Source organism: Microbacterium sp. A84, assembly GCF_051842815.1.
Taxonomy (GTDB): Bacteria; Actinomycetota; Actinomycetes; order Actinomycetales; family Microbacteriaceae; genus Microbacterium.
This window is the reverse complement of sequence record NZ_JBPXMS010000005.1, coordinates 69,284-91,338: the sequence shown is the minus strand read 5'-3', so window position 1 is coordinate 91,338 and position 22,055 is coordinate 69,284. Positions and strand designations below refer to the sequence as shown.

Here is a 22,055-nt window from a genome sequence, read left to right as displayed (position 1 = left end):
GGCTCAGCCCGCGCCGGGCGGGGTCTGCTTCGAGTCTGCAAGATCGTCAACGACGAGCCGACGCTCCTCAGTCGAGCCGTTTCGATACGCCTGACGTCCGACCATGTGCGCCGACAGTGGCGCGGTGGCGAACTGCATCAGCACGATCGGCGCCACCAGCGCGAGGCCGAGCAGGATGCCCCCGACCGAGCGCTGCGAGAGTGCGATCGCCAGGCAGATCAGGATGACGCCGAGCACCTGCGGCTTGGTCGCAGCGTGCAGGCGAGAGGGCACATCGCGAAAGTGCAGCAGTCCGACCGACGCCGACAGGCACAACACGGCGGCAAGCAGGATCAGTACCAGTACCGCAATGTCGATGACGGAATCCGGAATCTCAAGACCGAGCATGTTCATGATGTCGTGTTGTCCCTTCGCGCCACGTAGCGGGCAACCGAGATCGATCCGAACACACCAACAGCGGCAATGATGAGCAGCACGGGAATGTTGCGGGTGTGTCCGTTGATCGCCATCTCGGCACCCAGCACGCACATGACCTCGGTGAGGAGGACGTCGGATGCCACGGCGCGGTCAAGAATCGACGGACCGCGGATGATCCGGAACACTGCCAGAATCGCCGCGAGCCCGAACACCACCACGATCAAAGTCATCAGGATGCTCATCGCTCACCTCCTGCGCGCTCGTCCGCCTTCAGCGCGCGATACTGCGCCGGGCTGCCGAGCGCCCGCACGATTCTCTTCTCCCAGCGCAGAACACCCTCACGCTGTGCATCGGCATCGGCCCGTGTGCGCACGCCGATGATGTGCAGGTAGAGGATGCCTCGGTCACGATCCGTCTCGACCACGAGCGAACCGGGGATCAGAGAGGAGGTGACAGAGACGTGCGTCATGATCAGGTCGTCCGCGTATTTCAAGGGCACGCCGATGATCGCCGCGCCCGGCTGACGGCGGAAGTTGAACACCTGCAGGGTGACGGCGATCGCGCCGGCGAACACGGCAAACAGGAACTGCACGACGAACAGCGCCGCGTACCAGAGGTTGATGCGCCCCGAGAGCTCGATCGTCGGCAGCCGGAAGACACGGGTGACGAAGATCGCGACGACGAACCCGGTGACGAACGACAGCACCGTGAATTGGCTCCACAGCAGCATCCAGAGCAGGACGAGCCAGGCGAGGAACGGCATCTGCAGCCACACATCACGCAGCACGTGGCGGGCGTCGGGACTCACGGTGCCACCTCCTCTTCCAACTGGACGAGGTTCACGGGCTGCAACAGCGAGTCACCAATGCGGTCGCATAGCGCATAGAGAGGACCGGCGAAGATCGTCAACAGCAGTGTGACACCGACCATGCCGCCGGTGGCGACAGTCATGATCCGCGGGATCCTGCGACGCTCCTTCTGCTCGTCGGCCGCGGGAGCGTTGTCGAGGTAGGAGATGCGGCGGTCAGCATCGGTCTCCGTCGAGTCCGCCTCCTCGCGCCAGAACGCGAGGTTCCATGCGCGCATCAGCGCGTACAGAGTGAGCAGCGAGGTCAGGATGCCAGCGAAGATCAACACGATCATGAGCGGAGTACCCACGGATGCCGCGGCTTCGAACAACGCGAACTTGCCGATGAACCCTGAGAACGGTGGCAGACCGCCGAGGTTGATGGCGGGAACGAAGTACAGCACAGCGAGCAGCGGCGCCGCCTTCAGTAGTCCGTTCACTCGCAGAATCGATGTGCTGCCTGCTCTGCGCTCGATGAGACCCACGGCAAGGAACAGGGTCGTCTGCACGACGATGTGGTGCACGATGTAGTACACCGTCGCGCCGACGGCCGCAGGTGTCGCGATGGCGAGGCCGAAGATCATGTATCCGACGTGGCTCACCAGCGTGAACGAGAGTATTCGTTTCAGCTCGGCCTGCGCCACGGCGCCGAGTACGCCGATGACCATCGTCGCCAGTGCGACGATCAGCAGCAGCGTGTTGATGCTGTTGTCTGGGAACAGCTGCGTCTCGGTCCGGATCAGCGCGTAGACACCGACCTTCGTCAGCAGGCCGGCGAAGACGGCCGTGACAGGTGCAGGGGCCGTCGGGTAGGAGTCAGGCAGCCAGAACGACACCGGGAAGATGGCCGCCTTGATACCGAATGCCACGAGGAGCATCAGGTGCAGCACCAGTTGGGTCTCCTGCGGCAGCTCGGTCATGCGTTCGGCGATCTGTGCCATGTTCACGGTGCCGAGGGCGCCGTAGATCATTGCGATCGCCGCAAGGAAGATGATCGACGAGACCAATGAAACGACGATGTAGACCGCACCAGTGCGGATGCGAGACTCGGTGCTGCCGAGCGTGATCAGCACATACGACGCGACGAGCAGAATCTCGAAGCCGACGTAGAGATTGAACAGGTCACCCGCGATGAAGGCGTTGAAGATACCAGCGGCAAGAATCAGATACGACGGGTTGAAGATCGAAATCGGTGTCTCATCCGTGCCGTCTGCCGCACCCTGGCCGATGGAGAAGAACAGCACCGCGAGCAGCACGATGCTCGAGATCAGCACCAGCAGCGCGGCCAGTCGATCGACATAGAGCACGATGCCGAACGGCACCGGCCAACCGCCGACGGATACCGCCAGCGGAGTGCCGCCGTCGACCGCGATCAGCAGCACCGCGGCGATCACCGCGACGGCGACGAGGGTGGCGACGCTGACGAACACCTGCAGCCGCGGGCTGCGCCCGAACACGAGGGTGATCGCCGCGCCCAGCAGCGGGAGTGCGACCAGAAGAGGAACGAGCGCGGTCACGTGCGATCCTCCTCTCCGTCGCCGGATGCTTCGTCGTCAGGTGCTGCTACGTCGGATGCTGTGGTGGTGTCCGGCGGCGTCCACACCCTGTCCACGGGTGCGTCGTCGTGAATCGCGGGATGATCGCGCATCTGCAGCACCGTGATCGGAGAGGTGCGCACGTCGACGAAGTCGGTTGTAGCATCCTCGTCCTCGGCAAAGTCCTCGTCGTCCAGGACGTCTTCGTCGTCGTCGGTGCGCTCACGCAGGGCGATATCGGCCTCGTCGTCCTCAACGGTGTCTGCCTGGCCCAGCTGCCAGGAGCGATAGATCAGCGCCAACAGGAATGCTGAGACGGCGAATGTGATCACGATCGCTGTCAGTGTGAGGGCCTGAGGCAGCGGATCGCTGATGTCGGTCTCGCCGTAGAACGGCGCATTGCCTGGTACGCCCATCACGATCATCAGCAGCAGGTTCGTGGCGTTGCCCAGCAGCAGGAAGCCGATCAGCACCCGGGTGAGGCTGCGCTCCAGCATGGCGTAGACGCCGGCCGCGAAGAGCACCGCCATGACGAGGATGAGCGTGAGCGAGACGTCCATCAGCGGCTCACCCCCCGCATGCGCAGCTCGTGCGCCTGCTTGTCGACCTCGGCACCGAGACTGCGCAGCACATCGAGGACGAGCCCGATGACGACGAGGTAGACGCCGACGTCGAAGATCGTGGAGGTGACGAATTCCATGTGTCCGATACCGGGGATCTCCCACTCCCAGAACGAGCTCGTCAGCGGGGCCAGACCGAAGAACAGCGGCACCACTGCGGTGCCGACGGACAGAATGAGTCCGGCGCCGAGGAGGCGACCGGCATCCGCCGGTGCGGCGGCGCCCAGTTCCCAGCGTCCGCCGGCGATGTATCGCATGACGAGAGCCATGCCCGCGACCAGGCCGCCAGCGAAACCGCCGCCGGGACCGTTGTGTCCGGCGAACAGCAGATATATCGACACGACGATGATCGTATGGAACAGGATGCGCACGATCACCTCGAGCAGGATCGAGCGGTCCTCGGGCTTCATCTGCTGGCCGCCGACCAGCCAGGCCCGCGGGTTGCTGCGGTTCTCGGCGGTCTGGAATCGGATGCCTTCGGTCGTCTCGACGAGTGGTGCGATCCGCACCTTGCGCTTGACACGCTTGGGCAGCGAGGGCCGCTGGGAGAGCATGTCATCGCGATGGGTGACGAACACGAGGGATGCCACGCCTGTGGCGGCAAGGACCAGCACCGAGAGTTCGCCCATGGTGTCCCAGCCACGGAGGTCCACGAGGGCGACATTGACGACGTTCTTGCCGTGACCGAGTTCGTACGCGAGTTCTGGGAAGGAGAGCGAGATCGGGTCAGAGATGCGTGCCTGTGTCGCCACGACAGCGATGCACGCCATCGTGACGCCGACGCCGATGGCGAGAACCGCGCGCGGGATGCGCGACACCGAGGCGTTGTGCTCTCCCATGCGAGCCGGCAGTCGGCGCAGCACCAGGGCAAAGGTCACCAGCGTGACGGTCTCGACCAGGATCTGCGTGAGGGCGAGGTCTGGTGCACCGCTCGTCGCGAACAGTACGACCATGCCGAGGCCCGTGACAGAGACGAGCACGACGCCGGTGTAGCGCTTGCGCGCCTGCACGGCGACGACGGCGGCGATGGCCATGATCGGGGCGACGGCGATCTGGGTCGGGGTGTGCCACGCGGAGAGATTGATGCGGTCGAGGTCGCTGGCGAGGAGGGCAGTGGTCTCGGCGACCACGAAAACGATGAAGATCGTGCCGACATAGACGGGCAGTGAACCGCGCTGGGTGAACGTCGTGATGATGACCGAGAGTCGGTCGACGCCACGCATGACCAGGGCATACACGTCGGCGGCCGTGAACTTCAGCAGACGCGGCTTGCGATCCCATCCGGTGCGGCGGGTGAGCAGAAACAGTACGATACCGAGCAGCACCGAGAGCACCGAGATACCGAGAGCGGGCTCGAATCCGTGCCAGAGGGCGAGATGGCCCGGCCCTTCGACAGCCTGGCCGGCGGCGTCCAGGCCCGGAGTGGCGGTGACGGCGTAACCGTGCAATGCCACGTCGATCGCCGGGGCGCCGATGCCGGCGGCGAGCGTCAGACCGCCGAGGATGATCGGCGCCGACAGGAAGCCGACCGGGGGGTCAGGCCAGACCGTGTCCGGCTGAGGGGCGCCGTGCGTATCGCGCTTCTTCCAGAACGCGCCCCACAGGAATCGAACGCCATATGCCGCGGTGAGCATGGATCCCAGAATCACGCCGATCAGTGCCACCAGCGCCCACGTCGAGCCGCCCAGCGCATCGTCGAGAAGACCGGTCAGCGCTGATTCCTTGGCTACGAAGCCGATGGTCGGCGCGATACCGGCCATGGAGGCCACCGAGATGAAGGCGACCGTCGCCATCACCGGTGCCTGTCTGCCGACGCCGGAGAGTTCGTTGATATCTCGCGTAGAGAGCTGACGGTCGATGACACCGACGATGAGGAAAAGCGCCGACTTGAACAGTGCATGACCGATCACCAGTGCGAGGCCGGCGAGTGCGGTCGCCTGAGTGCCATAGCCGACCACGACGGTGAAGAACCCCAGTTGGCTCACCGTGCCGAACGCGAGGATGCGTTTGAGGTCAGTTTCGCGCAGCGCCTGGATTCCGCCGAGCAGCATCGTGAACACACCGAGCGAGACGACGATCGGTCGCCAGGGATCAGACAGCGCGAAGATCGGCGCGAACCGAGCGATGAGATAGATACCGGCCTTGACCATCGCCGCCGCATGCAGATACGCGCTGACGGGCGTGGGAGCGGCCATGGCTCCGGGGAGCCAGAAATGGAACGGGAAGATCGCCGATTTGCTCAGCGCGCCCACGAGCAGCATCACGATCGCCGCGTTCACGACGGGACCGGTCGGCGCGAGTTCGAGCATCTCGGCGATGCTCGATGTTCCCGTATCGACCACCAGCAGCACGACGCCGACGAACATCACCAGTCCACCGAGGGTCGTCACCAGAAGCGCCTGAAGCGCCGCACGACGACTGGCCGCGCGACGACGATAGTGACCGATCAGGAGGTAGGAGAGGATGCTGGTGACTTCCCAGAACATCACGAGCAGGACGAGGTCGTCGGTGAGCACCAGGCCGTACATGGCACCCGCGAAACCGAGCAGGACGCCGGCGAACTGACCGAGATCGGTGGAGTCGTCGAAGAAGTACCAACGGCAGTAGAGCAGCACGAGCGCACCGACACCGGTAACGATGAGAGTGAGCACCCACCCGAGCACATCCATGTGCATGGAGAGATTCAGCCCCAGCTGCGGGATCCACTCGATCGTCTCGAACGGCGCCGGATCAGCAGCCAGCACCTGCGGCGTCAACACCAGCGCGTGCACAAATGCCGCAGCGGGAATGAGTGCGGCGATGGCAAACGCCTGCGCTCCGAGCCAACGGACCAACACGGGAAGAAGAAGAGCCCCGAGAAGGAACACGACGAGGAGCACTAGCATCGGCGGCTCCTCAAAGGGCTCGTCGGCCTTGCGGCACAGGCGGGCAGGGGTTTTTCACAGTTTACCCGCCGCATAGTCACGCCATCCCCAAAATGGGCTTCGGCCTTCCGACCGGGACCAGCATGAAAGAGTGGACAGATGCGGCGCACGTGGACACGAGAGACCAGTGGCTGGATCGCCGCTATCCTGATCGCGATCGCCACGGTGGCTCAGATCGCGTCCACGGCGCGCGCGGAGCTGGTCTTCCGTGACGGAGACTCCATGGCCGTCGCGCTGCTAGTGCGGTCGATTGCAGATGGAGAGCGCTTCGACTGGGCGATGTCGAGCGTGCTCTTCCTTCCCGAGATTCTCGTCTTCGGTGTGCTCTGGATGCTGGGCCAGCTGCTGTCCCTCGACATCAACGTCGTGTTGGCCGCAGGCGCAGTGGTTAATCTGGTGGCGCTGTACGGCGCCGTACGCCTGGCCGCTGGGCGCCGACGCAGCGGCTATGCCCCCGTCGCGTGGTCTGTCATCGCGATCGCGACCTTCTGCCTGATCGCCGCCACTGAGACCACAAGCTCGCGTGATTCTCTCGAGCTGGCATCGCTGTTGACGACGACGACGTACTACTCGGCGACCGTGATCGCGGTCGTACTGAGTGTCGGCATCATCCGGCGCAGCTTTGACCGACCGATTCTGGGCCGGGCACTTCCCGTGTGGCTGGGCGTCGTGGCTGCCGCATCCGTGCTCTCAAATCCACTCTTTGCCGCATGGGCAACGGTGCCGCTGGGCATCATGCTCGGCGCAGCTGCCGTCTACGCCGCATCTCGGCAGCGCGCGCTGATGCTTCTTGGCTGGCTCGTCGGCGGCACAGTGCTGGGCTTCATCGGACGCATTCCACTTTCAGCATGGATCACTAAAACCGGCGCCGAGTACGCCCGACCCGCGCTCTGGCCCGAGTCTGTGCGGTACTACGGAGACCTGCTCGCCGACCGTCTCTCTTCACCGCTCGGTGCGATCAGCTGCGCCGTGCTGCTGGTGCTGTTGCTGTTCGCCGTGCGACAGACGCTGCGCGCCGAGAGTGTGGGAGCCCGGCTCGTCGCTGCATCCGCCTGGGTGATGCCGGTGCTCGTGACGGTCGGTGCAGTGGCACTGGGCACGCACGCCGCTCGATACCTTGAGCCCGCTGCCTTCGCCCCGATACTCGCGCTGGTCGCATCGCCTCGCGCCGTGCGGATGCCGCGACGCACCATGACGGCGATCACCGCGGCCGTCGGCGTCGTGCTTGTCGTTGGTGGGGGCCTCAGCGTCCCGCGTTTGGCGACAGCGGCGCAGCATCCGAACGATGACTTGGCGTGTGTAAACGACTGGATAGGCGCATCGGGCCAGACCGGCGCCGGACAGTTCTGGACCGTCCGTCTTCCGAAGCTGCACCTCGATGACCCATCGCAACTGGTGCAGGTCGACCACCAGCTGAACGCCTACGCGTGGCTCGTCAATCGCACGGACTTCGAGGTGGGCGAGGTGACGTTCCTGATCGAGGATGCGCAGAGCGTCGCCTGGGGGCTGCACACGAACGCGCTGCCGACCGACGTGATCGAGTGCGGTCAGTACACGATCTACGACTTCACGCCGGTCGCGCCGCCGCTGGGTCCGCCGCGCTCCTAGCTGCCTTAGCTCGTACTCCGTCGACCGTCATCACGAACAGGTGGGGTTTCGTTCTCCTGTTCAGACGACGCGTACCTCGATTCCGGCCGCGCGCAACCGTTCGACCTCTTCCACGGGCGCTCCGGCGTCCGTGATGATCATGTGCACACGCTCCGCCGGCGTGATGCGGTAGAACGCGGTGTGCGGGAACTTGCTGTGGTCTGCGAGCAGAACCACGCGGCGAGCGCTGTTCATCATGGCGCGCACAACACGAGCCTCGTCCATGTTCGGGGTCGTGAGCCCGCTCTCCAAGCTGATGCCGTTCGTGCCGATGAACGCGAAATCGCACATCACACCATCCAACGAACGCTCCGCCACCTCGCCGATAAGACCAAAGGTACGAGGGCGGATCGTTCCTCCGGTGAGGAAGACATCCACACCATGAGGAAGGAAGGCGGTTGCGACGTTGACGGCGTTGGTGACCACTCGCAGACCTCCACGGCCCGCCAGCATCGCCGGCAGCCGACCGACGGTCGTGCCGGTCGCGAGCGCGACGATGGAATCGTCACCGACCAAGGATGCCGCCTCGGCGGCGATCGCTGCCTTCTCTTCGGCGAGCTGATCATCCTTCTCCACGAATGAGGGTTCGATGAGAAGTCCGGCGCTGAGAACGGCCCCACCATGGCTGCGCACGATGAGCCGCTCGATCTCAAGCTTCTCGAGGTCCTTGCGAACTGTGACCTCAGAGACACCGAGCTCCTCTGAGAGAGCCGACACCTCAACGCTTCGGTGCTCGCGGAGCAGATCCAGGATCAGCTCCCGCCGTTCGATCGCCAGATAGCGACGACGTTCCTCTTTGACCATCATCCGATCACACCCTCCCGGTCGCTAAGTACCCTGCATCGCACAACAGCACTTTCCCACGAACTGGTTCATCTGCGCGAAAAAGATCAAAGGCCTGATCTGCGTCGTTCAGCGGTACACGTGCTGCGACGAAGTCTTCGCACACCAACCGTCCACTTTCGAGCTCGCTTATGGTCTCGGTCCATTCCAGTCCAGGGAACGGGTCGCTGTATGACATCCAAGAGCCGACGATCTTCGCCTCTTTGCGATTGAGGAGCTCGAACACGCTTGGTTCGAAGGAGACCGCTCGGGTAGGCGTGCCGACGAAGGCGATCTGCCCCTTCTTCGCGACCAGTTGCAGAGTCTGGGCGAATATCTCCGCAACGCCGGACGATTCGATCACAAGATCGAAGCCGTGGCCCTCCGTGGCGTTCAGCCAGAGATCGCTCTCTTGATCGGGCCGCACGACCAGATGCGCGCCCAGTTGTGTTGCCGTCTGCAACCGTAAGTCGTCGACATCGAACGCGGTGATCTGCTCGGCACCGAGAATGCGCGCCCACTGAATCGCCATGACCCCGATGTTGCCCGCCCCTACGACCGCGACACGACCGCCACCGGCATATTCGGCCAGCGAGAAGGCGTGGCGCGCGACGGAGGACGGCTCGATCATCGCAGCCGACTCGAACGAAATGCTGTCCGCGATTGGCAGCACGTTGGTCTCCGGCACGACGACGTATTGCGCCCACGCACCATTGATGCGCGATCCGAGAAAGGAGTACTGCCCGCACTGGCTGAAGTGACCGCGTTCGCAGTGCTCGCAGTCCCGACACGGCAGCAGCGGCGCACCCGCCACGCGAGTGCCGACAGCTGTCGATACGCCGGCGCCGCGCTCGGCCACGATTCCCGAGAACTCGTGGCCGAGGACGAGTGGATAGAAGTGCGCGCCGCCTGCGAGCACGCGTGGCAGGTCGGATCCGCAGATTCCGCTGACCATGACGCGGACCAATACCTCGCCGGGCCCGGGAGCTGGTCGCGGAATCTGCTCGACGCGCAGGTCGTTCGGACCGTGCAGCACAGCTGCGGTCATCATCGGCTGGTTGGCATCGACGACCGTCATGCCGTTCCCTCGCGGTGCAGCTCCGGATGAGACAGATAGAACTCAGACCAACGCTCCAGCTCGTCGGTCGTGATCAGCGTGTCGGGATAGGAAGCAGCAATGAGCTCCATGTCCGAGATCGAGTTGACCACCCACGGACCCACGATGTGTCCGCGCTCAGAGATCATACGGGCGTACTCCGGTGTCAGCATTCGCACCGGCACGCCAAGCAACTCGCACCGCGTCTCGTCCATGAAGTCAAAGACATATGGCATAGCGCAGCTGCTGGTCAGCCCGAGCGGGATGTCATCGTCGAGGCGTCGCAGTCGCTGAATGGCGAAGTGATCGAAGCTGATGACGATGCAGTCATCGGCTACCCCCGTCGAGTGCAGCAACTCGAGGGTCTTCTCCTCAAGCCTGGGATACAGGTGGCCTGCCTGCTTGATCTCCACCATCGCGGTGATCCTGCCATGGACGAGGTTGAGCGCGTCCTCCAGCGTCGCCACACGCTCACCCTCGGCAAGCTCAAATGACTGCAGCTCGGCCAGCGTCAGATCAGCTACTGCACCTGCCCCCGGGCGACCGGCGATCCTGTCGACCGTGTAGTCGTGCATCAAGACGGGGATGCCATCGCGTGTCAGCTGCACGTCGAACTCGACGTGGCTGTAGTTCAAGTCCACCGCTGCCCTCAGCGCGGTGAGTGTGTTCTCGGGGTGCTTGCCCGAGTATCCGCGGTGGGCGATGCCTCTGATCTTCATTGCTCTTCCGTTCATCCGGGCCCGGGTGGGCGGGCTCACGCCCACCCGGGCCGCCTGCGTAGACTGCTCAGTCGGCCAGGATCGCCTGTGCGCGCTGACGGAACTCGGCCAGCGACCCCTCGATGTCGGCGTCGTCGTACATGATCGCCTGGATCGTGCTGAGGAACTCTGCGTCGACCTCAGCGAAGTGTGCACTGTTGTTGGTGTCGATCGAGTTCGCGAGCTGCTCGTACGCCACCTCACGCTGCGGCTCAGCCTCGAACAGCTCCTGGAACGCATCGGACTCCGCCATCGCAGGCGTGAAGGGAACATAGCCGGTGTCCATGATGAACTGAGCGCCACCCTCTGGGTCCGTCACCAGCCATTCGAGGAACATCCACGCGGCATCCTTCTTCTCAGACGCATCTAGCATGATGAGATTCGCGCCTCCGGTGGGTGCCGCTGCACGCTCACCCTCGGGGAGGAATGCTGTCTGGTAGTCGAAATCGGCACCCTCGATATAGCCGCCGATGCTGCCACTGGAGTTGATCACCATCGCGACTCGGTCGCTCAGGAACATCTGCGACACCACCGTTCCGGAATCGGTCGTCGGCGGGTAGTACAGCGCGTCGGTCTCCTGCATGCCCTTGATGAAGTCGAATGCCTCCACCCCCTCTTCATCGAAGCCGAGGTCAGTAGCGTCCTCGTTGAAGAAGCCACCACCCTGCTGAACGATGAGCGAGATCGGCCACCAGCTTTCATAGTTCATCGTGACGCCGTATCGGGAGACCTCTTCGCCCTCCTTCACCACAAGCGCGTTGGCGACCGTCTCGAGTTCCTCCCATGTCGTCGGGATCTCAAGCCCAGCCTCGTCGAGCGCCGTCTTGTTGACATGCAGCATCGGGCTCGAGCGGTTGAACGGGATGGCATTCAACGCGCCGTCGAAGGTGACGTTGCCCATCAGCCCCTCGACGAAATCGTCTTCCGACATGCCGGACGATTCGAGGTACGGATTGATATCGGCGAGCACCTTGGACTCCGCCAGAAGCGGCACGAACGCACGCTCGAGCATTGAGATGTCCGGCGCGGTTCCTGCGGGAATCGCCTGCTGCAGCTTGGTGAGCGCCTCACCGTAGCCGCCCTGGAATGTGGCGACGACATCGACATCGTCCTGCGACTCGTTGTACGTTTCGACGACGCGATCAAGGCTCTCACCGTTCGCGCCGCCCATCGAGTGCCAAAATTGGATCGTGACAGGGCCGTCCGACGACGACTCCCCGTCATTGCCGTCATTGCCGCCGCTGCTCGAGCAACCGACGAGCGAAACCAACGAGGCCACAGCCACGAGGCCAAGGCCTGTGCGTACCGCCTTCGAGATCTTCATGGATTTCCTAACTTTCGTGATGTGCGCAAGCGCGCGGAACAGGGATGTTTCAGGGAAAGGAATGGTTCAGGGGGGACGATCATTTGATCCCGGAGTATGCGAAGGCACGGATGATGTGCTTCGCCGCGAAGAAGTAGATGATCAGGATCGGCACGACGAGGATGACGTTTCCGGCCATAATCACGTTCCACTGGCTGATGCCCTCGGTCTGGCGCAGCATCGCGATACCGATCGGCAACGGCCGCACATCTGCCGAGTCGGTCATCACCAGAGGCCAGAAGTAGTCGTTCCAATGGGAGACGAAACTGAACAGCACGACGGTTGCCAACGCGGGGATCGACATCGGGACCATGATGCGGAGCATGATCCGCCATTCGCTGGCGTTGTCTAGACGCGCAGCCTCGATGATCTCCTTGGGCACCTGCATGAAGTACTGACGAAGCAGGAAGACGCCGAATGCGTTGGTCATCGCCGGCACGATCTGCGGTATCAGGGTCTGGATCAGGCCCCAGTCAGCCATCATCAGATATACCGGAATGAAGGTCACCTGGCCCGGGATCATGAACGCCAACAGGACCACGCCGAACAGGATCTTCTTGAACCGGAATTCGTACAGGGCGAAAGAATATGCCGCCGGGATCATGAGCGCCAACTGCAACACGATGATGCTGCCGGTGACCACAACCGAGTTTCGGAAGTACGTCAAGAAGGGGCCGGCGGTCATCGCATCGACATAGTTGCTGAACTGCGGCACCTCGGGAATCAGCGTCAACGGGAACCGCATGGTCTCATCTGTCGTCTGCAGCGAAGTCGACAGCATCCAGAGGAAAGGTCCGATGAAACTCAACAGAAGAAGGACCTTGAGGATTACGGCGAGCACACGCCCGACAGCCGCCAGGACAGGCTTGCGCGGGGGGAGGATGACGTCGCGCTCAGGCTCCGCCGGCTGCGCGACGAGAACAGGTTCCTTGATGTCGATGCTCATTGGTAATGCACCTTCTTCGAGAGAACGCGGAAGTAGACCACGGTGAACACCGCCACGATGAGCATGAGAACGATGCCGGACGCCGAGGCATAGCCGATGTTGCTCGTGCGGTTTTGGAAGATGTAGTAGGCGAGCGTCGTCGTGGAGTTGTTCGGACCGCCTCCGGTCATGATGTTCACGGTGTCGAAGACCTTCAATGCGCCAATGGTTGAAATGATCAGCATGAAGAACAGCTGCGGAGACAGCATCGGCAGCGTGATGCGGAAGAAGACGCGGAAGACACCGGCGTTGTCGAGCGCGGCCGCTTCGTAGATCGAAGCGGGGATGGAATGCAACGCGGCGAGCACGATGAGCGTGAAGTACCCGGTGCTGTGCCAGACAGAGACGATGATGATCGAGAGCATCGAGGTTTCCGAACTCTGAAGCCACATCGAGGTCGGCAACCCGAGCGACTTGAGCACGGTGTTGATCAGCCCGAAGCTCGGCTCCATCATCAGCAGCCAGACCAGGGAGATCGACACGATCGAGATGATGTGGGGAGTAAAGATACCCGCCTGCACGAAGGAGTTGAACGCCCCGTGCTTCTTCAGGAACAGTGCACAGATGATCGAGAAGGCCAGAGTCAGCGTGACTGTGCCCAGGGTGTAAATCAGGGTGTTACCCAACGCGACATAGAAATCGCCGCGCGAGAATATCTCCAGGTAATTATCGAACCCGATGAACTCATTCATCGCCGGGTTGAGCAGGTTGTAGTCCTGCACGCTGAGAAGGCCCAGGTAGATGATGGGGTACAAGACGAACAAGCCGACTCCGACGAGCACCGGCGCGACCATGAGATATGGCCGCAGGCGGGAGCCCACTGTCCTCGAACTCGTGATCCGCTTCGGCGCTCTCCGGTTCGCCTGCTCCCGGTGCGCGGTTTTTTCCGTCACCACGTTCTCAGGCATGGATGCTCGCCGCATTGGATGCGATCCGGATGCCGTCCGTGCCGAACCGCACCAGGTTCGCGGCGGCCACTGCGAGGTTCACCTCTCGGTCGACGTCAAGACTCGAATCAGTCGACTTGACCATGAAGACTTGGTTCTGCGTGCGCACCTGGTAGACCGTCTCTGAACCGAGCATCTCGCGTGTCACGATGGTGCCTCGCGTCGAGAATTCCTCAGTCGCGGGGCCGTAGGAGAGCAGGGCATCCTCGGGCCGGAATCCGATGCGGATGCCGTCGACATCGGCGTCGGCGACGTTCATCGGCGGGATCCCCATGAACTGCGCGGTGAAGACATTCGCCGGATGCCGGTACATCTCCTCTGGTGCGGCCTGCTGTTGCACCGCCCCCGCGTCCATCAACACGATCGTGTCTGCCATGGACATGGCCTCACCCTGATCGTGCGTGACGTAGACAAACGTGGTGCCGAGAAGTTTGTGCAGCTCGATGAGCTCCACGCGCATCTGGAATCGGAGCTTGGCATCCAGGTTCGACAGCGGCTCGTCCATGAGGAAGACACCAGGCTTTTTGACCATCGCGCGGGCGAGCGCTACCCGCTGCCGCTGACCGCCGGAAAGTGTGCTCGGGCTGCGTTCGAGGTAGTCCGCGAGGCCGACGGTCTCGCTGATGCTTTCAACAAGCTCGCGGCGTTCAGCGCGTCCGACTTTGTTGTTCTTCAAGCCGAATTCAATGTTGCCGCGAACGGTCATGGTCGGATAGATCGCGTAGTTCTGGAAGACCATCGCGATGTCCCGCTCACCTGGGCGAGTGTGCGTCGCGTCCCGCCCGTCGATCAGAAGCTGTCCCGAGGTCTGAGTCTCGAGTCCTGCGATCATCCGCAGAAGCGTGGTCTTGCCGCACCCGGACGGACCTACGAGAACCGTGAACGAGCCATCTTCGATTTTCAGATTCAGGTCATCGATGACCGTGTTGTCACCGAAACTCTTCGTAATCCTTCGAAACTCAATCGATCCCACGCGGCGTCCTCCACCCAGATTGCTGACCTGTACCTCTCTAGAGATACCTGTCCATCCGGCCGAAAGATGCTTCGTTTGAGTGAGATTGGCTGAGACGTCATCTTGCGTTTACTTATGAAGTTGCATCTTCATGTTGCGTTTAGTTTCGAAGCTACGAATTCAACGCCATTGACACCCAAGAACGAAACATCGCGAAACTCAGGCGGGCGCCGCCGTCGTCGTGCCCGCGCGGAAACGGCATGTGAAGTGCAACGATGACGAGGGTTCGTCACGGAGCATCCGCGCGACCTGCTCCCCGGCGGCGCGCCCCTTCTCGACGGCAGGCTGCACCATCGTGGTGAGAACGTGCTCACCGATGCCGTCGACACGGATGCCGTCGAAGCCGGCCACACTGAGATCTTCTGGCACGCGCAGCCCCAACTCCTCCGCTGCGCGAATCACGCCCGCCGCAAGCAGGTCACTCTGCGCGAGTACGGCCGACGGCCTGCTGGTGGGATCGGCGAGCAACGCACGCCCGGCGATCACACCCTCGTCGATCGAACTGCCGCCGGCCGAAATCGCCTGCACATCGGGGAAGACTCCCCGTACGCCAGCGAAACGATCACGCGTGACGTCGACTGTTGCCCGCTTCCATTGATCCGGGCTGATCGGCCCGCGCACGCGATCGCTGTCGAGGGCCAGAGTCACGGTGGCGACGCGTTCATGTCCGAGGCTCTGCACGTACCGCGCGATCTCAGCGGCCGCCTCACCATTGTCCAGAGTGATGCGCGGGACGCCCTCCCCCGCGTCCCCTTCGATCACGACGACCGGCAGTCCGCGACTTCGCACGAGCTCCAGCGACTCGCGAGTTCGTCCGGAGCATCCGATCAGCACGACAGCGTCCACCGGCGCCGTCGTCAGCGCTGAGGCCTCGTCATCTTCCGGATCATCTCGCAGCAGCAGCACACCGGCCCCGAGCGAGGCAAGCCCATCCGTGAGCCCATCCATCATCGCAATGGTGACCGGATCAAGGAAGGCGGCGCGTAGTTGACCCTCAAGCACCACCGCAACAATGCCGCTGCGGCCCCTGCGCAGGGACGCAGCCCTCGGGTCAGGACCGGCGTAACCCAGCTTCGTGGCCGCGACGAGGACCCGTTCGCGCGTCGCATCCGAGACTTTCGTCTTGCCACTGAACACAACGGATGCCGTCGATGTCGACACTCCCGCCTCGCGGGCGACATCGGCGATGGTCGCACGTCGTGGTGCAGAGTCAGCGGTCATATCCCGAGGATAACCCGAATTCGTTGGCGTAGATCGAATCGATTCGATACGCTCTGTGCATGGACTTTGCCCTCACCCGCTCGCAGTACGTTCGCTGGCGCAACGCGATCTTCGCGATCTTCCTCGCCAGCGGCGTCTCGATTGCCACGTGGGCCTCACGCGTACCCGACATCAAGCTCACACTCGAGATCGATAACGCACAGATCGGCTTGCTGCTGCTGGGCATGGGTATCGCCTCGATTCTCGGCATCTCGACGAGCCCCGCCGTCATGGCGCGCACCGGCGCGCGACGAGGGATGCTCGCTCTGATGATCACGCTCTCGATCGGCATCGCCCTGATCGGTGTGGGCACGACCGTGCTCGCGTCGTTCCCCGTCGTCATCATCGGTCTCGCTCTGTTCGGTTTCGGCAACGGATGCCTGGACGTCATGATGAACGTCGAGGCCACCGCAATCGAGCAGGAGGCGGGCAAGACGATCCTGCCGCTGTTCCATGCGTTCTTCAGCTTCGGCACAGTCATCGGCGCGGGCGCGGGGTGGGCTGCGACGAACTGGCACATCAGCGTCGCCACACACGCACTCGTCGCCGCCGCGATCATCTTCGTCGGTGCGTTCGTCTGCATCGCGAACGTGCCGAACCGCGAGGCCACACTCGATCCGGCAGAGCCCGGCGAGAAGCCGCACTGGCGTGAGCGAATGCACGTCGCACTGTCGGCCTGGCGCGAGCCTCGCACCTACGCGCTCGGGGTCGTCATGCTCGGCATGGCGTTCGCCGAGGGTGGAGCGAATGACTGGCTCGCGCTCGGTGTCTCTGAAGACCATGGCGGCGGAACGGCCATGGGCGCCGCCGCACTCACCGTCTTCTCGGTGTGCATGACTGCGGTACGGATCTTCGGCGGCCCACTGGTTGACACGTTCGGCCGCGTGCTCGTGCTGCGCATCCTCGCTGTCGCCGCAGCGGGAGGCATTCTGCTGTTCATCCTCGCGCCGTCGCTCCCCCTCGTGTTCGTGGGTGCGGCGCTCTGGGGCGTCGGCGCCTCACTCGGGTTCCCGCTCGGCATGTCAGCGGCAGCCGACGAACCGGAGAAGGCGGCCGCCCGCGTGAGCGCGGCCGCGACGATCGGCTACGTTGCATTCCTCGGCGGTCCGCCGATTCTGGGCCTGATCAGCGAACACATCGGGCTGCTGAACACGCTGTTCATTCTGGTCGCGCTGGTCGTGGCATCCGGTCTCTTCACGGGAGCCGCGAAACCGCTCAACGCAGATACGAAGGTGGGCCGCGGCACGAAGTGAACGTGGTCGCGGAAGAGGGGTCGAGGAGTTCGAAAGTTTCGGCACATAGTTCGAAACATTTACATCCGTCGACACTGTGAAAACACGGCGCTGCCGTCAAGCCCTTTCGTAAAGTTGGTGAAAGACGTGACAATCACCACACGACTTGGATACGCTTTACCGATAGTTTCGAGGGGTGCACAATGGCGAATGGCCGTCCGACGATCGCCGAGATCGCCGCCGAGGTGGGCGTGTCCGCGCCCACCGTCTCTAAAGTCCTCAACGGACGCACCGATGTTGCAGACGCCACCCGCGCGCGCATCGAGGCTGCACTTTCCGCCCACGAGTACCGCAAGCCGGTTGCGACAGCGCGCGGCAACGGACGACCCCGCACGTCGGCACGACTGCTCGATCTTGTCTTCCACGAGGCGGACAATCTCTGGGCGCAGGAGATCATCGCCGGCGTCGAGCGCATCTCCGGCCCCGCCAGGGTCGGCGTCGTCCTCTCCGAGCTCGGCGGATCGCACCGTCCGACCCAGCAGTGGCTCGACGATGTGATGGCCCGCCGCCCGCTGGGTGTGCTGCTCGCCCTCTCCGATCTGGATGAGGCTCAGCGCCACCAGCTCAGTGCGCGCTCCATCCCCTTCGTCGTGCTCGACACCCAGGGCAAGCCGCCCACGGATGTCCCCACGGTCGGGTCGAACAACTGGAACGGCGGCCTCATCGCGACCCAGCATCTACTCGAACTCGGCCACACGCGCATCGCCGTGATCATGGGCCCCTCGGATGTGTTGTGCTCCCGCGCCCGCGTCGACGGATACCGCAGCGCGCACGATCAGGCCGAGGTCACGTGGGATCCGGCACTGGTGCGTTGGGGCGAGTTCGAGGCGGTGAACGGTTACCAGCACGGTCTCGATCTACTCTCACGCCCGGATCGTCCGACCGCGATCTTCGCGGGGTCCGACGAGATCTCACTCGGCGTAACCCGCGCGGCACGCGAGTGCGGCCTTCGCATCCCCGACGACCTCTCCCTGGTCGGCTACGACAATTTGCCCATCACCGCATGGCTGAATCCTGCACTGACGACCGTCAACCAGCCACTGCGGGAGATGGGCGGCCTCGCCGCACAGATGCTGCTCACCCTCGCCGACGGCCGCGCCCCGTCGTCGACCCGGGTGGATCTGATGACAGAACTCGTCGTGCGCGAATCCACAGCTGCCCCCGCGTCTCTCTGATCCCCACCACACCCGAACCCGGAGCAACGATGCCCCTGCCCACCGCGTCCCCTGAGCAGCACGGCCTGCGCTCGGCCGACCTGCTGCACCTGATCGACTCACTAGAGAACGCCGGGCTGGATCCACACGCGCTCACCGTCATCCGGGGCGGTCACGTGCTGTTCCGCGGAGCGTGGCAGCCATGGGCGATGCATCAGCCTGCCCTGGTCTACTCCGTCTCGAAGACCTTCACCGCCCTCGCGATCGGATTCCTCGAAGCGGAGGGGCTCGTCGATGTCTCCGCCCCCGTCGACCGGTATCTCGATACACCGAATCCGCATGGCATCACAGTGCGCCACCTCCTTACGATGAATACCGGGCACAGCCGCGAGCAGACGCTGGAGCTTTCGTTCGATATCGAGGCGGTGCTGACGATTCCGGCCGCACATGCGCCCGGCGCATCCTTCGCTTACAACTCCCCCGCCACCTACGCACTCTCCGCCATCGTGACGACGGTGAGCGGTCTGTCGTTGACCGAGTACCTGACGCCGCGGCTGTTCGAGCCGCTGGGAATCACACCCCGCTGGTGGATGAAGCTGGACGACCTGGAGCAGGGCTTCTCCGGGTTGCACCTGAACGTCGACGACCTCAGTCGAATCGGAATCGCCCTCGCCGATGAAGGACGCTTCGGTGGACGCCAGGTGATTCCGGAGGCGTTCATCGCGGATGCCACGCACCCGTGGTCGGATACGACCGATGAAGGCGGCGGCGACTGGGCGCTCGGCTACGGCTATCAGCTGTGGCGCAGCCGGTACGGCTTCCGCCTCGACGGGGCCTTCGGCCAGTTCGTGCTCGTGGTCCCCGAGCGCAACATCGTCATCGCTTACCAGGGCGCGACGACGGACACCGGCGCCGTCCTTGACGCATTCTGGCGACTGGTGGACGCCATCGACAACACGGCGGTCGCCGATGATGCTTCCGCGACGGCTGCGCTCGCGACGCGTGCCGCCAGGCTTGATTCCTGGGATGCGCGGGCCACTCTTTCCGTCACCACTGCCGTGGAGGATCCGACAGGGTGGGCGCTCGTCGATACCGAGTCCGGCCAGTGGGAGCTACTGACGCCCTACGGCGTCATCACGGTGCGCGCCGACGGCTGGCAGCGCACAGTGGTAGGCGACGGCGACGAGCTGCTTGTCCTTGTCACACGTGGTGAGCAGCGCGCAGACGGCAGCGTTCTCGTTCACGTCGTCGTGCCAACCTCACCGCACCGGCTCATCGTCACCCGCGACGGCGATGGCCTCCATATCGGCTGGCACATCGCACCGCTGTGGCGCGCGTCGCTGACCACCCTCCTCGTGCCGCCGCTGGTCGCCGAATCTCGCTGAGTGGAGGGACCAGGTGCGGACATATTTCTTCCGTAAGTCTGGCGTCCCTGACGCGGCAGGTCACGTGATCTACTGACGACGAAGTAGGCTCGTCGGGTGCGTCTCGTCATTGCCCGCTGCTCCGTGGATTACACCGGGCGGCTCAACGCCCACCTCCCCCTCGCCACGCGTCTGCTCGTGCACAAGGGTGACGGCAGTCTTCTGGTGCACTCCGACGGCGGCAGCTACAAGCCGCTGAACTGGATGAGCCCGCCGTGCACCCTCACCACCGAGGAGCCAGGAGAGGGCGAAGGCAGCGCAGGCGTCGTCGAGGTGTGGCGCGTCACCCACAAGAAGACCGGCGATGCGCTGCGCGTACAGATCTACGAGGTCATCCACGATTCCTCACACGAGCTCGGCATCGACCCCGGACTGCAGAAGGATGGCGTCGAAGCCGACCTTCAACGTCTGCTCGCCGAGCAGGTCGAACTGATCAGCGAGGGCGCGACGCTGGTACGGCGCGAATTTCCGACCGCGATCGGTCCGGTCGACCTGATGGTGCGGGATGCGAATGGTGCCGCCATCGCGGTGGAGATCAAGCGTCGCGGCGACATCGACGGCGTCGAGCAGCTCACGCGTTACCTCGAACTCCTCGGGCGCGATCCACACCTGGCCCCGATCACCGGCATCTTCGCCGCTCAGGAGATCAAGCCTCAAGCGCGCGTCCTGGCCGAGGACCGAGGCATCCGCTGCCTCGTGCTCGACTACGACGAGATGAAGGGCATCGAGTCCGGAGTGCCGCGCCTGTTCTGAGCCCGATCAGCGCGTCGTGACGAGACGCGGCGCGGGACCCTCCAGTCGCGCGATCGCGATCTTCACCTCTGTCAGTTCCTGCTCGACACGACCCAGTCGATCCTCGACGCGATCGAATCGGTCATCAACGCGGTCGAACCTCGCATCCATCCGCGCATCCTGCGCCGCGAACCGCGCGTCCACCCGTTCGAATCCGACGTCCATTCGGCGAATCATCCACGCGAACCCGCCGAAGAGCGCGACGAGGATTGTCGCGAGACTCGCGAGCATCGTCACCACATCCATTGACACGAACACACCTCCATTGTCTCCCTGGTTGTTCAGATTGTCACGAGGATCCGATAGCCATCGGCGCCAGAGACGTGTTCTGTGGATAACCGCAATGAGATCGAATTGGTGCAGACTAAGAGGTCCCGTCAGCCATCGGTCCGAGGGAACGACCACCCGCGCCTAGGCTGGAAGCATGCCTCACTCCCCTTATTCCTGCGTGCTGTGGGATGTCGACGGCACCATCGCCGACGCAACGCCCGGCATCTTCCCTCGACTCCTCGAGGTGCTCGCATCCTTCAATGTTCCGGCGCCGGATCCCACCGCGTTGTCACGCTGGGTCGGTCCACCGATGTACGAATCTTTCCAGCTCCTCGCGGGTCTGAGCCCAGAGCAGGCCGAGGATGCGCTCCGTCGCTACCGCGAGCTCGCGGCGCGTGATGGATACGCGGAATCCGTCGATATCTACCCCGGTGTCCCTGACGTGATCCGCGCCGTGGCAGCGGCCGGCATTCCTCAGGCAACCGCGAGCACGAAGCCCGAGAACCAGGTGCGGGCGATTCTCGATCACAACGACCTGACCGACCTGTTCACCGCGATCTCGGGCGCGCGCAGTGGCACCATCGGACGCAGCGACAGCAAGTCCGACGTCGTCGGCTGGGCCCTCGAACGCCTACAGGCCGCGGGCGCCGACACCTCGAAGCCTGTGCTCGTCGGTGATCGTCATCACGATGTCGAGGGCGCCGCACGGTTCGGCATCCCCGTCATCTTCGCCGAATGGGGATTCGGTGACTCAGCAGAAGGCGACCCGGCCGCGTTCCGCGCCACGGACGCGAAGGCACTGCGAGCGCTGTTGCTCCCGCAGAAGCAGGCGCAGTTGACCGCGTAGAAAACACAACACTCCCCGCCAGCGCACGAGGTGACGCGCGCCG

General features: G+C 63.7%; 21 protein-coding genes. 6 read left to right on the top strand and 15 right to left on the bottom strand.

The window, feature by feature from the left end; genetic code table 11:
• Window positions 1–3: 3 nt before the first annotated feature.
• Genes mnhG through ACSU04_RS17250 form a run of 6 tightly spaced genes read right to left on the bottom strand, consistent with a single transcriptional unit; the run spans window position 4 to window position 6,304 of the window.
• On the bottom strand, window positions 4–393 hold the full coding sequence (mnhG, locus tag ACSU04_RS17275; protein WP_439290426.1) for a monovalent cation/H(+) antiporter subunit G: 390 nt from the start codon (window positions 391–393) through the stop codon (window positions 4–6).
• Entirely contained in the window at window positions 390–659 is a 270-nt protein-coding gene (locus tag ACSU04_RS17270; RefSeq protein WP_439283475.1) for a monovalent cation/H+ antiporter complex subunit F, read from the bottom strand. The genes mnhG and ACSU04_RS17270 overlap by 4 nt, the downstream gene beginning before the upstream one ends.
• Complete coding sequence (locus tag ACSU04_RS17265) at window positions 656–1,225, bottom strand: Na+/H+ antiporter subunit E (RefSeq protein ID WP_439290425.1); 570 nt, start codon at window positions 1,223–1,225, stop codon at window positions 656–658. The genes ACSU04_RS17270 and ACSU04_RS17265 overlap by 4 nt, the downstream gene beginning before the upstream one ends.
• Complete coding sequence (locus tag ACSU04_RS17260; RefSeq protein ID WP_439283471.1) at window positions 1,222–2,781, bottom strand: Na+/H+ antiporter subunit D; 1,560 nt, start codon at window positions 2,779–2,781, stop codon at window positions 1,222–1,224. The genes ACSU04_RS17265 and ACSU04_RS17260 overlap by 4 nt, the downstream gene beginning before the upstream one ends.
• Window positions 2,778–3,359: a Na(+)/H(+) antiporter subunit C gene (locus tag ACSU04_RS17255; protein ID WP_439290424.1), complete on the bottom strand. Its 582-nt coding sequence runs from the start codon at window positions 3,357–3,359 to the stop codon at window positions 2,778–2,780. Before ACSU04_RS17255 ends, ACSU04_RS17260 begins: the two co-directional genes overlap by 4 nt.
• The gene (locus ACSU04_RS17250) at window positions 3,359–6,304 is read right to left on the bottom strand and encodes a Na+/H+ antiporter subunit A (protein ID WP_439283468.1); all 2,946 of its coding nucleotides are present in this window, start codon (window positions 6,302–6,304) and stop codon (window positions 3,359–3,361) included. Before ACSU04_RS17250 ends, ACSU04_RS17255 begins: the two co-directional genes overlap by 1 nt.
• Window positions 6,305–6,442: 138 nt before the next feature.
• On the opposite strand from ACSU04_RS17250, the gene ACSU04_RS17245 reads away from it, so the two are divergent.
• Window positions 6,443–7,951 carry a hypothetical protein gene (locus tag ACSU04_RS17245; RefSeq protein ID WP_439290423.1) on the top strand — a complete coding sequence of 503 codons (1,509 nt, stop codon included), beginning with the start codon at window positions 6,443–6,445 and terminating at the stop codon, window positions 7,949–7,951.
• A 60-nt stretch (window positions 7,952–8,011) separates the two neighbouring features.
• Here ACSU04_RS17245 and ACSU04_RS17240 read toward each other — a convergent pair whose 3' ends face one another.
• The 8 genes from ACSU04_RS17240 to ACSU04_RS17205 all read right to left on the bottom strand — a co-directional run bounded on the left by ACSU04_RS17240 (window position 8,012) and on the right by ACSU04_RS17205 (window position 16,194).
• The gene (locus tag ACSU04_RS17240; protein ID WP_439283464.1) at window positions 8,012–8,797 is read right to left on the bottom strand and encodes a DeoR/GlpR family DNA-binding transcription regulator; all 786 of its coding nucleotides are present in this window, start codon (window positions 8,795–8,797) and stop codon (window positions 8,012–8,014) included.
• Window positions 8,798–8,801: 4 nt separating this feature from the next.
• A complete protein-coding gene (locus tag ACSU04_RS17235; RefSeq protein WP_439290422.1) occupies window positions 8,802–9,890 on the bottom strand; it encodes a galactitol-1-phosphate 5-dehydrogenase in 1,089 nt (362 codons plus the stop codon).
• Window positions 9,887–10,627 carry a glycerophosphodiester phosphodiesterase gene (locus ACSU04_RS17230; protein ID WP_439283462.1) on the bottom strand — a complete coding sequence of 247 codons (741 nt, stop codon included), beginning with the start codon at window positions 10,625–10,627 and terminating at the stop codon, window positions 9,887–9,889. Before ACSU04_RS17230 ends, ACSU04_RS17235 begins: the two co-directional genes overlap by 4 nt.
• Before the next feature lie 67 nt (window positions 10,628–10,694).
• Window positions 10,695–11,990, bottom strand: a complete 1,296-nt coding sequence (locus tag ACSU04_RS17225) for an ABC transporter substrate-binding protein (RefSeq protein ID WP_439283460.1) — start codon at window positions 11,988–11,990, stop codon at window positions 10,695–10,697.
• A 79-nt stretch (window positions 11,991–12,069) separates the two neighbouring features.
• Window positions 12,070–12,975: a carbohydrate ABC transporter permease gene (locus tag ACSU04_RS17220; RefSeq protein WP_439283458.1), complete on the bottom strand. Its 906-nt coding sequence runs from the start codon at window positions 12,973–12,975 to the stop codon at window positions 12,070–12,072.
• Complete coding sequence (locus ACSU04_RS17215) at window positions 12,972–13,922, bottom strand: carbohydrate ABC transporter permease (protein WP_439290421.1); 951 nt, start codon at window positions 13,920–13,922, stop codon at window positions 12,972–12,974. The genes ACSU04_RS17220 and ACSU04_RS17215 overlap by 4 nt, the downstream gene beginning before the upstream one ends.
• Window positions 13,915–14,934: an ABC transporter ATP-binding protein gene (locus ACSU04_RS17210; RefSeq protein WP_439290420.1), complete on the bottom strand. Its 1,020-nt coding sequence runs from the start codon at window positions 14,932–14,934 to the stop codon at window positions 13,915–13,917. Before ACSU04_RS17210 ends, ACSU04_RS17215 begins: the two co-directional genes overlap by 8 nt.
• 198 nt (window positions 14,935–15,132) lie before the next feature.
• A complete protein-coding gene (locus tag ACSU04_RS17205; RefSeq protein WP_439283452.1) occupies window positions 15,133–16,194 on the bottom strand; it encodes a LacI family DNA-binding transcriptional regulator in 1,062 nt (353 codons plus the stop codon).
• A 59-nt stretch (window positions 16,195–16,253) separates the two neighbouring features.
• Between ACSU04_RS17205 and ACSU04_RS17200 the strand changes: the two genes are divergently transcribed.
• The 4 genes from ACSU04_RS17200 (at window position 16,254) to nucS (ending at window position 20,856) form a co-directional block, all read left to right on the top strand.
• The gene (locus ACSU04_RS17200; RefSeq protein WP_439290419.1) at window positions 16,254–17,486 is read left to right on the top strand and encodes an MFS transporter; all 1,233 of its coding nucleotides are present in this window, start codon (window positions 16,254–16,256) and stop codon (window positions 17,484–17,486) included.
• 182 nt (window positions 17,487–17,668) lie between these two features.
• Complete coding sequence (locus tag ACSU04_RS17195; protein ID WP_439283432.1) at window positions 17,669–18,700, top strand: LacI family DNA-binding transcriptional regulator; 1,032 nt, start codon at window positions 17,669–17,671, stop codon at window positions 18,698–18,700.
• A 29-nt stretch (window positions 18,701–18,729) separates the two neighbouring features.
• Window positions 18,730–20,064 (top strand): serine hydrolase domain-containing protein, encoded by a 1,335-nt coding sequence (locus ACSU04_RS17190; RefSeq protein ID WP_439290418.1) that lies wholly within the window; start codon window positions 18,730–18,732, stop codon window positions 20,062–20,064.
• Window positions 20,065–20,160: 96 nt separating this feature from the next.
• The gene (nucS, locus tag ACSU04_RS17185; protein WP_439283427.1) at window positions 20,161–20,856 is read left to right on the top strand and encodes an endonuclease NucS; all 696 of its coding nucleotides are present in this window, start codon (window positions 20,161–20,163) and stop codon (window positions 20,854–20,856) included.
• 6 nt (window positions 20,857–20,862) lie between these two features.
• Here the strand turns inward: nucS and ACSU04_RS17180 are convergent, their stop codons facing one another.
• On the bottom strand, window positions 20,863–21,141 hold the full coding sequence (locus ACSU04_RS17180) for a response regulator (protein WP_439283643.1): 279 nt from the start codon (window positions 21,139–21,141) through the stop codon (window positions 20,863–20,865).
• Between the two features lie 178 nt (window positions 21,142–21,319).
• Between ACSU04_RS17180 and ACSU04_RS17175 the strand changes: the two genes are divergently transcribed.
• Window positions 21,320–22,012: an HAD hydrolase-like protein gene (locus ACSU04_RS17175; protein ID WP_439283425.1), complete on the top strand. Its 693-nt coding sequence runs from the start codon at window positions 21,320–21,322 to the stop codon at window positions 22,010–22,012.
• Window positions 22,013–22,055: the final 43 nt, after the last annotated feature.

What these genes read in the sequence shown, in the direction of transcription:
- ACSU04_RS17270 (WP_439283475.1), bottom strand. Translation starts at nt 659, where the DNA reads ATGAGCATCCTGATGACTTTGATCGTGGTGGTGTTCGGGCTCGCGGCG.
- ACSU04_RS17175 (WP_439283425.1), top strand. Translation starts at nt 21,320, where the DNA reads ATGCCTCACTCCCCTTATTCCTGCGTGCTGTGGGATGTCGACGGCACC.
- ACSU04_RS17200 (WP_439290419.1), top strand. Translation starts at nt 16,254, where the DNA reads ATGGACTTTGCCCTCACCCGCTCGCAGTACGTTCGCTGGCGCAACGCG.
- ACSU04_RS17205 (WP_439283452.1), bottom strand. Translation starts at nt 16,194, where the DNA reads ATGACCGCTGACTCTGCACCACGACGTGCGACCATCGCCGATGTCGCC.
- ACSU04_RS17225 (WP_439283460.1), bottom strand. Translation starts at nt 11,990, where the DNA reads ATGAAGATCTCGAAGGCGGTACGCACAGGCCTTGGCCTCGTGGCTGTG.
- ACSU04_RS17190 (WP_439290418.1), top strand. Translation starts at nt 18,730, where the DNA reads ATGCCCCTGCCCACCGCGTCCCCTGAGCAGCACGGCCTGCGCTCGGCC.
- ACSU04_RS17220 (WP_439283458.1), bottom strand. Translation starts at nt 12,975, where the DNA reads ATGAGCATCGACATCAAGGAACCTGTTCTCGTCGCGCAGCCGGCGGAG.
- ACSU04_RS17230 (WP_439283462.1), bottom strand. Translation starts at nt 10,627, where the DNA reads ATGAAGATCAGAGGCATCGCCCACCGCGGATACTCGGGCAAGCACCCC.
- mnhG (WP_439290426.1), bottom strand. Translation starts at nt 393, where the DNA reads ATGAACATGCTCGGTCTTGAGATTCCGGATTCCGTCATCGACATTGCG.
- ACSU04_RS17245 (WP_439290423.1), top strand. Translation starts at nt 6,443, where the DNA reads ATGCGGCGCACGTGGACACGAGAGACCAGTGGCTGGATCGCCGCTATC.
- ACSU04_RS17195 (WP_439283432.1), top strand. Translation starts at nt 17,669, where the DNA reads ATGGCGAATGGCCGTCCGACGATCGCCGAGATCGCCGCCGAGGTGGGC.
- ACSU04_RS17180 (WP_439283643.1), bottom strand. Translation starts at nt 21,141, where the DNA reads ATGGATGTGGTGACGATGCTCGCGAGTCTCGCGACAATCCTCGTCGCG.
- ACSU04_RS17250 (WP_439283468.1), bottom strand. Translation starts at nt 6,304, where the DNA reads ATGCTAGTGCTCCTCGTCGTGTTCCTTCTCGGGGCTCTTCTTCTTCCC.
- ACSU04_RS17235 (WP_439290422.1), bottom strand. Translation starts at nt 9,890, where the DNA reads ATGACGGTCGTCGATGCCAACCAGCCGATGATGACCGCAGCTGTGCTG.
- ACSU04_RS17240 (WP_439283464.1), bottom strand. Translation starts at nt 8,797, where the DNA reads ATGATGGTCAAAGAGGAACGTCGTCGCTATCTGGCGATCGAACGGCGG.
- ACSU04_RS17215 (WP_439290421.1), bottom strand. Translation starts at nt 13,922, where the DNA reads ATGCCTGAGAACGTGGTGACGGAAAAAACCGCGCACCGGGAGCAGGCG.
- ACSU04_RS17255 (WP_439290424.1), bottom strand. Translation starts at nt 3,359, where the DNA reads ATGGACGTCTCGCTCACGCTCATCCTCGTCATGGCGGTGCTCTTCGCG.